At 71.9% G+C, this 12,523-nt stretch carries 9 protein-coding genes and 1 tRNA gene; 7 read left to right on the forward strand and 3 right to left on the reverse strand.

What is annotated here, in order from left to right; all coding sequences use genetic code 11:
* The first annotated feature begins 48 nt into the window (after window positions 1-48).
* The 5 genes from OHV05_RS15935 (at window position 49) to OHV05_RS15955 (ending at window position 8,870) form a co-directional block, all read left to right on the forward strand.
* Window positions 49-1,650, forward strand: coding sequence for a TIGR02677 family protein (locus OHV05_RS15935; RefSeq protein ID WP_405018264.1), 1,602 nt, complete (start codon window positions 49-51; stop codon window positions 1,648-1,650).
* A complete protein-coding gene (locus OHV05_RS15940; RefSeq protein ID WP_405018265.1) occupies window positions 1,647-2,942 on the forward strand; it encodes a TIGR02678 family protein in 1,296 nt (431 codons plus the stop codon). Before OHV05_RS15935 ends, OHV05_RS15940 begins: the two co-directional genes overlap by 4 nt.
* Entirely contained in the window at window positions 2,939-7,066 is a 4,128-nt protein-coding gene (locus OHV05_RS15945) for a TIGR02680 family protein (protein ID WP_405018266.1), read from the forward strand. Before OHV05_RS15940 ends, OHV05_RS15945 begins: the two co-directional genes overlap by 4 nt.
* Entirely contained in the window at window positions 7,063-8,334 is a 1,272-nt protein-coding gene (locus OHV05_RS15950; protein WP_405018267.1) for a TIGR02679 family protein, read from the forward strand. Before OHV05_RS15945 ends, OHV05_RS15950 begins: the two co-directional genes overlap by 4 nt.
* Window positions 8,335-8,474: 140 nt before the next feature.
* Complete coding sequence (locus tag OHV05_RS15955) at window positions 8,475-8,870, forward strand: transposase (RefSeq protein WP_405018268.1); 396 nt, start codon at window positions 8,475-8,477, stop codon at window positions 8,868-8,870.
* Here the strand turns inward: OHV05_RS15955 and OHV05_RS15960 are convergent.
* A complete protein-coding gene (locus tag OHV05_RS15960) occupies window positions 8,759-9,910 on the reverse strand; it encodes an IS30 family transposase (protein ID WP_405018269.1) in 1,152 nt (383 codons plus the stop codon). The genes OHV05_RS15955 and OHV05_RS15960 overlap by 112 nt on opposite strands.
* Before the next feature lie 93 nt (window positions 9,911-10,003).
* Between OHV05_RS15960 and OHV05_RS15965 the strand changes: the two genes are divergently transcribed.
* Both OHV05_RS15965 and OHV05_RS15970 read left to right on the forward strand, forming a co-directional pair.
* Window positions 10,004-10,201, forward strand: coding sequence for a helix-turn-helix domain-containing protein (locus tag OHV05_RS15965; protein WP_405018270.1), 198 nt, complete (start codon window positions 10,004-10,006; stop codon window positions 10,199-10,201).
* 71 nt (window positions 10,202-10,272) lie between these two features.
* Window positions 10,273-11,652 carry a tyrosine-type recombinase/integrase gene (locus OHV05_RS15970; RefSeq protein WP_405018271.1) on the forward strand — a complete coding sequence of 460 codons (1,380 nt, stop codon included), beginning with the start codon at window positions 10,273-10,275 and terminating at the stop codon, window positions 11,650-11,652.
* A gap of 47 nt (window positions 11,653-11,699) precedes the next feature.
* Here the strand turns inward: OHV05_RS15970 and OHV05_RS15975 are convergent.
* Window positions 11,700-11,773: transfer RNA gene (locus tag OHV05_RS15975), tRNA-Thr, on the reverse strand.
* Between the two features lie 83 nt (window positions 11,774-11,856).
* Window positions 11,857-12,504 (reverse strand): leucine efflux protein LeuE, encoded by a 648-nt coding sequence (gene leuE, locus OHV05_RS15980; RefSeq protein ID WP_405018272.1) that lies wholly within the window; start codon window positions 12,502-12,504, stop codon window positions 11,857-11,859.
* Window positions 12,505-12,523 lie beyond the last annotated feature (19 nt).

Genomic DNA, 12,523 nt, shown 5'->3' on the forward strand with positions numbered 1-12,523 from the left:
AGGGGAAGCCGCCGGAGCAGCTTGGGCCATCCGGCACAATAGGGACCCATGACCAGCGTCGACGGCCCACGCGCGGGCTCACCGGTCGGCGACGCCGGCCGTCCGGTCGGGCCGTACCAGCCCTTCGCCCACCTCACGACGGAGCACTCCGCGCTCTACCGCCAGGTCATGGGCGTGTTCGTCCGTGCCAAGCAGGAGTTCACCGTCCATCTGCGTCCCGAGGACGTCCACCTCGGCCTGCCTCCCGAAGCCCGTCCGCCCCTGGAGGCGGTGGCCGTCGCGCTGGACCGGCTCGGCAGGTGGGGCAACCTGCGGGCCGACCCGGACACCAGCCGGGTCACCGCACTGGAGGACTTCTACCGCTCCCGCCACATCTACCAGCTCACCCGTGCCGGCGAGGCCGCCGAGGAGGCGCTGGCCGCGTACGACGACGCGCTCGGTCGGCGCGGTGAGTTGCAGGCGGTCGCGCTGGCCGACATCGCCGTACAGCTCCGGGCGCTGCTCGCGCTGGCGGACCGGTCCGACCCCGACCCGGCGGTGGTGCACCTGGCGCTGCTCGCGCTGGTCGACCGCTTCTCCGGGCTGGCGGAGAACGCCCGGGCCTTCATGAACTCACTTCAGCGGACGGTCGATCTGCACGAGGCCGAGGTGGAGGTCTTCCTCGCCTACAAGCAGCGGCTGATCGAGTACCTGGAGCGGTTCATCGAGGATCTGGTGACCCGGGGTGCGGAGATCGCCGGCCTGCTGGACACCCTGGGCGCGCCACCGGCCGGGACGGTCGCGCCGTTGCTGCGGTTGGCCGCCGAGCGCGAGGCGTCCGACGCGGCCCCGGATGCCGCCGCCGAGGCCCTGGCCGCCGCCGAGCGCCGCTGGCAGGGGCGATGGGACGGGCTGCGCGCCTGGTTCCTCAGCACGCCGGGCCGCAACTCCCAGGCCAAGCTGCTGCGTTCCGCTGCCCGCCAGGCCGTACCCCAACTGCTCGCCGTCGTGCAGGCGTTGAACGAGCGCCGGGCCGGACGATCGGACCGCTCGGCCGACTTCAAGGAGCTGGCGCGCTGGTTCGCCGAGGCGCCCGACGACGATGCCCGGCACCGGCTCTGGCGATCCGCGTTCGGGCTGCACTCCGCCCGCCATCTGACGATCGATCAGGAGGCGCTGGGCGAGCGGGAGGCCGACCCGGTGCCCGCTTCCGCGTCCTGGTACGACGCGCCGGGCGTGCGGATCAGCCCACAGCTGCGCCGTACCGGCTCGTACGAGCGGCGCGGCCGGGCCCGGGCCGTCCAGGACCGCGCCGAGGCCAGGGCGTACCTGGCCGAACTGGCCCACAAGCAGGCCGAGCAGACGGCGGCGGCCCGGGCGCGGCTGGTCACCCGAGGCGAGGTACGCCTCAGCGAGCTGGGCGAGCTGGACCCAGCCGCCTTCGGGCTTTTCCTGCTGCTTCTCGGTGACGCCCTGTCGGCCTGGCGGCCGCAGACGGATTCGGTCACCGCCACCACGAACGACGGGACGCTGGAGATCAGGTTGACCAGGTTTCCCGGCGGCGGCACCGCCGAGATCCACACCCCCGACGGTGTACTGCGTGGGCCGGAGCACACGGTCGAGATCATCGATCTGGCGGCGGAGCGCGAGTCAGCATGGAGTGGGCGATGAACGACAGTCGGCTCGGCGACGCCCTCGCCGCGCAGCGAGCCGAGGAGGTCCGCCGCGCGGCGAGGGCACTGCTGCGCCGGCCCCTGCTGCGCGCGGGCGGCTCGCACGCCGACGACTTCCGGCTGGTGCGGCAGCACGCGACCGAGCTGCGCACCTGGTTCGAACGTAACACCGGCTGGGCGCTGCTGGTGGATTCCGAGGTGGCGCGGCTGCGCCGCATCCCCGGCCGGGACACCGATCCGACCCACCCGGCGCGTGATCAGCGCTCCGGGCTGCCGTTCTCCCGGCGCCGCTACGCCCTGGTCTGTCTCTGTCTGGCCGTACTGGAACGCGCCGAGCAGCAGATCGCGCTGGGACGGCTGGCGGAACAGGTGGTGCTCGCGGCGGCCGACCCCGCGCTGGACACGGCCGACGTGACGTTCACCCTGGGCGACCGCGAGCAGCGCACCGACCTGGTGGCCGTGGTCCGGCTGCTGCTCGGATGGGGCGTGCTGGCCAAGGTCGCGGGGGACGAGGACGCCTTCCTCAAGTCGGCCGGCGACGCCCTGTACGACGTGGACCGCCGGGTGCTGGCCGGGCTGCTCGTGGCCAGGCGCGGGCCCAGCACCGTACGTGCCGGTACCTTCGAGCAGCGCCTCACCGAACTCAACGCCGAGGTGCTGCCGGACAGTGACGAGCTGCGCAACCGGGCCTTGCGGCACACCCTGACCCGCCGTCTGCTCGACGATCCGGTGCTCTACCTGGACGAACTGTCCGAGGCCGAGGCCGCTTATCTCGCGTCGCAGCGTGGCGCGTTGAGCCGTCGGATCGCCGAACTGACCGGCCTGGTACCGGAGGTACGGGCCGAGGGGATCGCGATGGTGGACCCGGACGACGACCTGACGGACCTCCGGATGCCGGAGTCGGGCACCGACGGCCACGTCGCGCTGCTGGTGGCGGAGTACCTGGCCGGCAAGGGCGGCACCGTCCCGCTGGCCGACCTGCACCGGCAGGTGACCGGCTGGGCGCTGGAGCACGCCGGCTTCTGGCGCCGGAGCGCCACCGTCCCCGGCGCCGAGACGGAGTTGACCGGACAGGCCGTCGAGCGGCTGGTGGCCCTCGGGCTGCTGGAGCGCACGGTGGACAGCGACGGCGCGGCCGCGGTACGAGCCCGCCCGGCGCTGGACCGTTACCGGGTGGGCGAGACCGTCCTGCTGGAACCCGGCCAGAGTGCGCCCAAGACGCGCAAGGCCGCCACCGCGAAGCGCAACAAGACCGCCGCCGCAAGCCGCAAGAAGGGCAAGACCGGATGAACACCGCCGTCGAGACGCTGCTGCCGATGCCGGGCCGCACCCGCTGGCAGCCACTGCGGGTGGGGCTCGTCGACCTCTTCTACTACGACGTCGAGGAGTTCCATTTCCGCGACGGCCGACTGCTCTTCCGTGGCAACAACGGCACCGGCAAATCCAAAGTGCTCGCCCTCACCCTGCCGTTCCTGCTGGACGGCGACCTCTCCCCGCACCGGGTCGAGCCGGACGCCGACCCGAAGAAGCGGATGGAGTGGAACCTGCTGCTCGGCGGCGAACACCCGCACCCCGAGCGCCTCGGCTACACCTGGATCGAGTTCGGCCGCCTCGACGAGGACGGCAACGCCCACTACACGACGCTCGGCTGCGGGTTGAAGGCGGTCAGCGGTCGGGGCATCGCCCGGCACTGGTACTTCGTCACCGACCGTCGGATCGGTGACGACGGAGGACTCAAGCTGCTCGACTCCACCGGGGCAGCGATCACCCGCGACCGGCTGGCCGAGGCACTCGACGGCCGCGGGCTGGTGTACGACTCGGCGCGGGCGTATCGCCGAGCGGTGGACGAGGCACTGTTCGGTCTCGGCGAGCAGCGGTACGCGGCCCTGGTGGACCTGCTGGTGCAGCTGCGCCAGCCACAACTGTCCAAGCGTCCCAGCGAGAAGGCGCTCTCCCAGGCGCTGACCGAGTCGCTGCCGCCGATGGACCAGGCGGTCGTCGCCGACGTCGCCGAGGCGTTCCGCTCCCTGGACGAGGAGAAGGACCAGTTGGCGGTCATGGTGGCCGCCGAGCGCGCCGCCACGGGCTTCCTCCAGCACTACCGCCGCTACGCCCAGGTGGCCGCCCGGCGCAAGGCCCGCGCACCCCGCGCGCAGCACTCCCGCTACGAGTCGCTACGCGCCGAACTGAACACCGCCGACCAGGACTTCGAGGCCGCCGGTACCGCACTGGCCGAGGCCGAAGCCCGGCTGGAGCAACTGGACGGGCTGCGCACCGGCCTGCGGGCCAAGGACGAGGCACTGCGCGCCGGGCCGGAGATGCGCAGCGCCCGCGAGCTGGAACAGGCCGCCGAGCTGGCCGAGCGCACCACCCGGGACGCCGAGCGCGCCGAGGTCGACCACAATCGGGCCCAGACCGAGGTGACCAGGTACACCGCCCGGCTGGGCGCGGCCCGTTCCCGCACCGAGGCCGCCGAACGGGCCCAGGACAGCGCACTGGCACGCGCCGCCGAGACGGCCGCGGCCGCCCGGCTGGAGCGGGAGCACGCCGACCGGATCGCCCGACCGCTCGCCGAGAACGACACACCGGAATCGGCGCAGCGAACAGCCTCCGAGCTGACGGACCGCCGCCAACGCTCGGTCGCACTGGTCGAGGAGCAGTCGGCCTCGACCCAGGCGGCGGTACGGGAACTGGACCGGGCCCGCCGCCGGCTGGAGGACGCGGATGCCGAGCTGACCCATCGGGCCGACCTGCGGGCCGAGGCCGAGGAGCGCGCGGCGCAGGCAGGCGAGGGCTACCGCACGGCCGTCCGCACACACTTCGCGGCCTGTACCCTGCTGCGCCCGGCCGCCCCCGAGGGAGTACTGGACGAACTCGCCCAGTGGGTCGGGACGCTGGCAGGAGCCGACCCGTCGCGTACGGCGGCGCAGCAGGCCGCCTCCACCGCCGGTGCCGAACTCGCCCGGCGCCGCGCGGCACTGGAGGTCGAGCAGCGGGAGATCCAGCAACGGACGGACGAACTGCTGGCCGAGCTGGCCGAGTTGAGGGCGGGCGGCCAGCGCGGCCCGAGCGCCCCGCCCAGCCGGTCCACCGAGGCCCGGCGCGGCCGATCCGGTGCCCCGCTCTGGCGCCTCGTGGACTTCGCCACCTCCAGTGACCTGACGATTCATCAGAGTGCTGATCTGGAAGCGGCCCTGGAGGCATCGGCCCTGCTCGACGCCTGGGTCGACCCGGACGGGAACGTCGCCTCCGCCGACACCTGGGACACACTGATCACCGTCGGCCCCCCGGTGGACGCGCCGTCCCTGCTGGACGTACTGCGCCCGGCGGTCGATCGCGCCGACCCGGCCGCGTCGGCCGTTCCGGACGAACTGGTGTCCCGACTGCTGGCCGGAATCGGCCTGCTCGGCCCGGACGACGCACTTCCCGACAGCGGAAGCTGGATCGGCCTGGACGGCCGGTTCCGCCTCGGTGCGCTCACCGGCGCCTGGTCGAAGCCGAACGCCGAGTACCTCGGCGAAGGCGCCCGCGAACAGGCCAGGCGCGCCCGGATCGACGCCGTCGACGCTGAACTCGGCGATTTCTCAAGGCAGTCGGACGCGCTGTCGGTGCGGGTCGCCGCACTGGAGGCCGACGTCCGCACGCTGGCGGCCGAACAGGCCGCACTGCCGGACGACTCCGCCCTGCGCACCTCCCACGCCGCCGTGTCGGCGGCCCTCCTGGAGCACGGCCGGGCCGCCGAGCGCCGCGAGGGCGCCGACCGGGAGGCCGCCGAGGCCACCGCCACCGCTGACCAGGCGAACACCGAACTGCACAGCCTCGCCGAAGAGTTGGGGCTGCCGACCAGCACCGCAGAGCTGCGCGGGGTGCGCGAGGCCCTGGGCGTCTATCGTGAAGCCCTGGCAGCGCTCTGGCCCGCCGTACGCGAGCACCGGGCCGCCCGGTCGGCACTGGCCACCGAGGAGTCCGACCACACCCGCGCCGCCGAACACGCCGCCGAACTGGCCGAGCGGGCCCGAGCGGCGGCCCGGGAGGCCGTCGCCGCCGGCGGGCGCCACGAAACGCTCGCCGCCACCGTCGGCACTGCCGTCGCCGAGCTGCAACGCCAACTCACCGAGGTGGCCACCGCCCTACGCGACTGCGAGGAGAACGAGCGCACCACCCGCCGCGAGCAGAACACCGCCACCGGCCGGCAGGCCGCCGCCGACGCCCTGCGCGCCCGGATGCGCGCCGAGATCGAGGACACCGTACGGACCCGCGCCGAGGCGATCGACGCGCTGCGCCGGTTCGCCGCGACCGGGCTGCTCGCGGTGGCCCTGCCCGAACTCGAGCAGGCCGGTGACTCCTGGGCGCCCGAGCCGGCCGTCCGCCTTGCCCGCGCCATCGAGCGCGAACTCGAAACCACGGACGACACCGACCCGGCCTGGGAGCGCGTCCAGCGCCGGATCACCGAGGAGCTCAAGGACCTCTCCGACGCCCTGGCCCGGCACGGCCACACGGCAGCCGCCCGGATGCTGGAGGACGGACTCGTCGTCGACATCCTCTTCCAGGGCAGGGAGCGTTCCGTCCCCGACCTGGCCACGGCACTCACCGCCGAGGTCGCCGACCGGCAGCACCTGCTGTCCGCCCGCGAGCAGGAGATCCTGGAGAACCACCTGATCACCGAGGTGGCCGGAACCCTCCAGGAGCTGGTCAGCGCCGCCGAGCACCAGGTGCTACGGATGAACGGGGAGCTGAAGGACCGTCCGACCAGCACCGGCATGCTGCTCCGGCTGGTCTGGCGACCCGCCCGCAACGCCCCCGGCGGCCTGGCCGCCGCCCGCGACCGGCTGCTGCGCCAGTCCTCCGATGTCTGGACAGCCGCGGACCGCATCGCCCTCGGCGAGTTCCTGCAGGCCCAGATCGACCGGGCCCGCACCGACAACCCGTCCGGCACCTGGCTGGAGCACCTCACCACGGCCCTGGACTACCGCTCCTGGCACGAGTTCGGCATCGAACGGCACCAGCACGGCAAATGGCAGTCCGCCACCGGCCCGGCCTCCGGCGGCGAGCGCGTGCTCTCCGTCTCCCTCCCCCTGTTCGCCGCCGCCTCCTCCCACTACGCCTCGGCCGGCAACCCGCATGCCCCGCGCCTGGTCACCCTGGACGAGGCGTTCGCCGGAGTGGACGACGACTCCCGGGCCAAGTCCCTCGGCCTGCTCACCGCGTTCGACCTGGACGTGGTGATGACCTCCGAACGCGAGTGGGGCTGTTACCCGCAGGTCCCCGGCCTGGCGATCGCCCAGCTCTCCCGGATGGACGAGATCGCCGCCGTCCTGGTCACCCGCTGGGAGTGGGACGGCCACCACCGCGTCCGGATCGAGGCCCCCGCCGAGGCCGTACCCGCCCAGCGCCAGGGCGACCTGACCGAGTGAGCCCCGACCTCCCGCGCCTGCGCCGCCTGCTCGGCGGCCCCGAGACGAGCTGGCTGGTCGATCGCGTCCGCCGACGCCTGGAGTCCGGGCAGTCGCTGGACGACACCGTCACCCGGACCGGAGCCGACGACGCCGAGCGCGCGGCCGTCGCTCGGCTGCTGGGCCGCGCACCGCGCCCGGGGCGCTCGCTGTCCGTCCCACTGGCAGCGGTCGACCAGGTGCTCCGCGCCAGCGGTGCCAGCCCGGACGGCCTCGCCGCCGCCGTCATCGCACTCACCGGCCCGGTGACACCCCGTCAGGAGGCGGTGGAACAACTGGCCCTGGCCTGGCGGCGCGCGTTCGCTCCGCTCTCGGAGACCGTGGCCGCCCGCCCCGAACTCCACGACTGGTACGCCTCACTCCACGCCACCGGCCTGGCCCGCCGGCTCACCCGCACCCCCGAGGAGGCGGCACCGCTGCTGGCCACCCTCGCCCGCCTGCTGCTCCGACTCCCCGTCTCGCCCCCGCGCTCGCTCGGCACCTTCGCCGCCGAGCACACCGGTCACGCCCACGCCCTCGACCAAGGGCCGCTGGCGACCCTCACCCTGGATGCCGTCCGAGCCCTCACCGGTATGCCACCCGGTGTCGGAGCCCAGGCCCGCCGCGACACCTGGGCCGCCGCAGGCCTGCTCCTCGACGAACTCTCCTCCCAGGTCCTCACCCTCAACCTGCCCGGCGACAGCCACTCCGCGACCGGCCGTGCCCTGAGCGCCCTCGGCTCGGTCGGCCAGCCCGCCGTCCTGACGCTGCGCCAGCTCGTCCGGGACACACCCCGGCCGCCTCCCGACGGTATGGCGTACGTCTGCGAGAACCCCTCCGTCGTCCTCGCCGCCGCCGACCGCCTCGGCCCCCGCAGCGCCCCGCTGATCTGCCTCCAGGGCCAGCCCAGCACCGCCGCCCTGCACCTGCTCCGCCTCTGCACCGACGCCGGATGGACCCTGCGCTACCACGGCGACTTCGACTGGGGCGGCATCCGCATCGCCACCCACCTGCTCGCCCACGTGCCCTGGACCTCGTGGCACTACACCACAGCTGACTACCACGCGGCCCTCGCCCGCCACCCGGACACGGCACCGCTCACCGGCACCCCAGCCGAGACCCCGTGGGACCCCTCGCTCGTCGGCGCCCTCGGCACCGCAGGCCGCCGCATCGAGGAGGAACTCGTTCTGGACCAGCTCCTCGCCGACCTCGGCGGACCGCCGGAGCGCTCCCCCGAACCGACCACCTGACGCGAGGGGCAACCTCTCCGGCGCCTATGGTCAGCAAGTGGCCTCATCACACCGCTGCCCGGCGAGAAGGTACTGAAGCTTCCCCGTGGACCTGGACACCTGGAGACTGGGACGTGAGGTTCCAGAGGAAGTAGAGCCAGGTGAGTAACAAGCAGGGCAAGCGGTACTCGGAGGAGTTCAAGCGGGACGCCGTGACGTTGGCCCGCTCCTCGAGCAAGACGGTTACGGAGGTGGCCCGGGAGCTGGGGGTTAGCCCTGAGGGGCTGCGGAGTTGGGTCAAGCAGGACCAGGCTGACCGTGGTGAGGGCAGTGCGGGCGAGCTGACCAGCGCTGAACGTGAGGAACTGCGGCGTCTGCGCCGGCAGAACCTCGAGCAGCAGCAGACCATCGAGGTCCTGAAAAAAGCGACGGTGGACTCAACCCGTCAGCGCAACAGGGCCTCCAGCCTATCGGCCGGGGTGTCGAAGTCGAGGGTCTGCCGGGGGCGGGTGTTCAACCGCAGGGCGATGATGTCCAGGTCGTCCTGGGTGAGGTGACCCATTCCGGTGCGCTTGGGCAGGTACTGGCGCAAGAGGCGGTTGGTGTTCTCGTTGGTGCCGCGCTGCCATGGGCTCTGGGGGTCGGCGAAGTAGACGGCCAGGCCGGTCGCAGCGGTGACGCTCTTGTGGGCGGCCAGCTCCATTCCGCGGTCCCAGGTCAGTGACTTCCTCAGCTGGGCCGGTAGTTGAAGCATCTGGGCCGAGACCCTGGCCGTGACAGTGGCCGTGTCGCGTGCATCGAGCTGGACCAGCACGGTGAAGCGGGTGGCACGCTCGACGAGGGTCGCCACCTGGGTCACGCCGCTGCCCATCACGAGGTCGCCCTCCCAGTGCCCCGGCACCTTGCGATCGCGCGCCTCGGCAGGGCGTTCATGGATCGGGATCGCGTCCTTGATCTGCGAACGCCACTGCCCGGTAACGGTGTTGTGGATGTTGCGTCGGGTCGGACGCCCCGAGCGCAGATGCTGCCGGAGTTCCTTCGCGAGGACCTTGCGCGTCTGCATGAACAGAGACTTGTAGATGCTCTCGTGGCTGATCCGCATCCCCGCGCCGGCCGGCTGGGTCTTGGACAGATACCCGGCTATCTGCTTCGGTGACCAGTCCTCGGCCAGCTTCTCGGCAACCAGGACGCGAAGAGGCTCATTGGTGGCCAGCAGGCAGTCCTTGGGGCGCAGGGCGCGGTCCCAGGCCCGGTCCTCGGCGTCCACCGCCCGGTAGTGCCCGGCGCCCTTGTTCCGGGCGATCTCCCGGCTGACGGTCGACGCCGCACGCCCCAGGGCACGGGAGATCTCACGGAGCGAGTCGCCTCGAGCCAGGCCGCGGGAGATCGCCTCCCGCTCGGTGAAGCTCAGCAAGCCGGGCCGACGGCGCCGCAGGGGCGGAACGTATCCGCCGTTGGACTTGACGATCGTGAAGATCGACCCTGGTGGCCTGCCCAGGGCACGGCAGATCGCACTGATCGACTCACCGGCCTTCCAGCGGTCCCACAACTCTCGCTTCTGCACGTCCGACATGCCCGGACGACCCATCCTCGCCATACGCCACACCCTTCACCACCTCGGGTGTTGCGCTGACCGATTGAGTCCACCCGCCTCGGACAACACTCGCAACGCACCACGGAAGGACCGAGCATGACCACAGCCACGCCCGTCCGAGCCGTCCTCTACACGCCGGAGGAGGCTGCCGAGGTACTTCGCATCAGCCGCTCGAAGCTCTACCAGCTTCTCGCGGTGCGCGAGTTGACGTCCATCAAGATTGGCCGCTGCCGCAGGGTGCGCCCCCTGGACATCGAAACGTACATCGAGCGCCAGGCCACAGCGACCAACTGACCCTTCACAGAACCGACTTCGAGGGCGCCAAGCCGACCGGCCTGGCGCCCGTCATCCTTCAGGAGCGCTGAGTGAGCAAGCACAGGACCCGCCAGCCCAATCTTGAATCGACCATCTACCAAGGCGTGGACGGCCGTTGGCACGGCCGCGTGACCATGGGTGTCAAGGCGGACGGAAGCCCCGACCGGCGACACCGAAGCGCAGCGACCGAGGTCGAGGTCAAGCGGAGGGTCAAGGCGCTGGAGAAGGCACGCGACGCCGGCCGGGTCGCCAAGGCTGGACGGGCGCCGACTGTCGAGTCGTGGATGACCACTTACCTCGACACGATCGCATCCCAGAAGCTGAAGCCCCGCAGCCTGGACGACTACTGGTCGAAGACCCGGAATCACATCATCCCGGGCATCGGGAAGCACAGCCTTGACCGTTTGCTGCCCGAGCACCTCGACGTGCTCTACGCGCAGCTCCGATCGGAGGGCCGGGCTGCCTCCCATGTACTCAAGGTCCACCGGATCCTGTCCCGCGCACTGAAGATCGCACATCGGCGGGAGATGGTCGCCCGCAACGTCGCCACACTGGTGGACCCGCCGTCGTTGGAGGAGGTGGACGCGAACCCGTTCACCCAGGAGGAGGCCCGGCGCTTCCTCCTGGCGGCGATGAAGCGCCCGACCGCGCTGCGATGGGCCATCGGCGTGGGGCTGGGTCACCGTCAGGGCGAGGCGCTTGGCTTGCGTTGGCGGTTCGTTGACGAGGAGGCCGAGACGATGGACACGTCGTGGCAGCTCCAGCGCCTGAAGTGGCAGCACGGTTGTGCTGACCCGCATGCCTGCGGCGCGCGGCTCCACCGGGGTCCGTGCGACCCGGAGTGCACCAAGCACCGGTCCTGCAAGCGTGGCCGCCCCAAGCCGTGCCCGCCGGCGTGCGTCCGGCACGCCAGCACCTGCCCGGAGCGCCGGGGCGGCGGACTGGTCATCACGCGACCGAAGACCAAGGGCAGCCGTCGGACCTCGCCGATCCTGCCGCCGCTGAAGCCTGCCCTACGTGAACACCGCAGGGCACAAGAGGCACTCAAGGCTGCCGCAGGCGAGGAATGGCAGGACCACGACCTCGTGTTCTGCCGACCCGACGGCCGGCCGATCGACCCGCACGACGACTGGGAGGAGTTCAAGGAGCTCCTGGCCGAGGCCGGGATCGAGGATCGCCGCCAGCACGACGGCAGACGCCACTCCGCCGGCACACTCCTCAACGAGTTGGGGGTAGACCCCTTCACGATCATGGAGATCCTGGGGCACTCGCAGATCAGCATGACCCGTCGCTACGTCAAGACCACGACCCCGACTCCCCGGGAAGCAGCGCGGCGGATGGGCAACGCGCTCTTTCCCCGAACTGAGACCACGACTGAGACCACGAACACTCAGGAGGCTCGCGCCCGGCGCCGCCGGCGCATGCGGTAACAACAAAGGCCCCAGGTCACGGCGAGTGAGTCCTGGGGCCTTCGTAGAGCCGCTTTCGGGATTCGAACCCGAGACCTACGCATTACGAGTGCGTTGCTCTGGCCAACTGAGCTAAAGCGGCACCGCTGTCTCCGGCAAGATGATCACGCCGTCGGCAACGCGTGCCAGTCTACACGGTGCGCGCCGGTGGTCCGCACCGGCGTTTCAGGCGGAGGAGACGGCCAGCTTCGCGGCGAAGCCGGCGAACAGGACCGCGACGCCGCTGGTGAGGCCCGCCGAGAGGCGCTTGCGGCGGCGGAAGGCGGTGGCCAGGGTGGTGCCCGCGAAGATCAGCAGCGAGAGGTAGAGCACGCTGAAGGTCTGCAGGATGCCGCCGAGCAGGGCGAAGGAGAGCACCGGCTGCCCGTACGCCGGGTCGACGAACTGGGTGAAGAAGGACAGCAGGAACAGGATCGCCTTGGGGTTGAGCAGGCTGATCACCAGGGCCCGCCGGAACGGGCGCTCGGTCGCGGTCGGGGCCTCGTCGGCCTCGGCGGCGGTGGCGTGCCGTTCGTTCCAGAGCTGGCGGGCCGCCCGGAGCATGCCGAAGCCGATCCAGAGCAGGTAGGCCGCGCCGCCGAACTTCACCACGGCGAACACCGCCGGGTTGGCCTTCAGCAGCGAGGAGGCGCCGAGGGCGGTCAGGCTTATCAGGGTGAAGTCGCCGACGAACACGCCGGCGGCGGCCGCGTAGCCGGTACGGATGCCCTTGCGGGCGGCGACCGAGAGCACGTAGAGCGAGTTGGGTCCGGGCAGCAGGACGATGACCAGGGCGCCGAGGACGTACGTCGCCAGGTCGTTGACTCCGAGCACGAAGCATTCCTTCGGCGGT

Source organism: Kitasatospora sp. NBC_00070 (assembly GCF_045041205.1).
In the GTDB taxonomy this organism is placed as follows: Bacteria; Actinomycetota; Actinomycetes; order Streptomycetales; family Streptomycetaceae; genus Kitasatospora.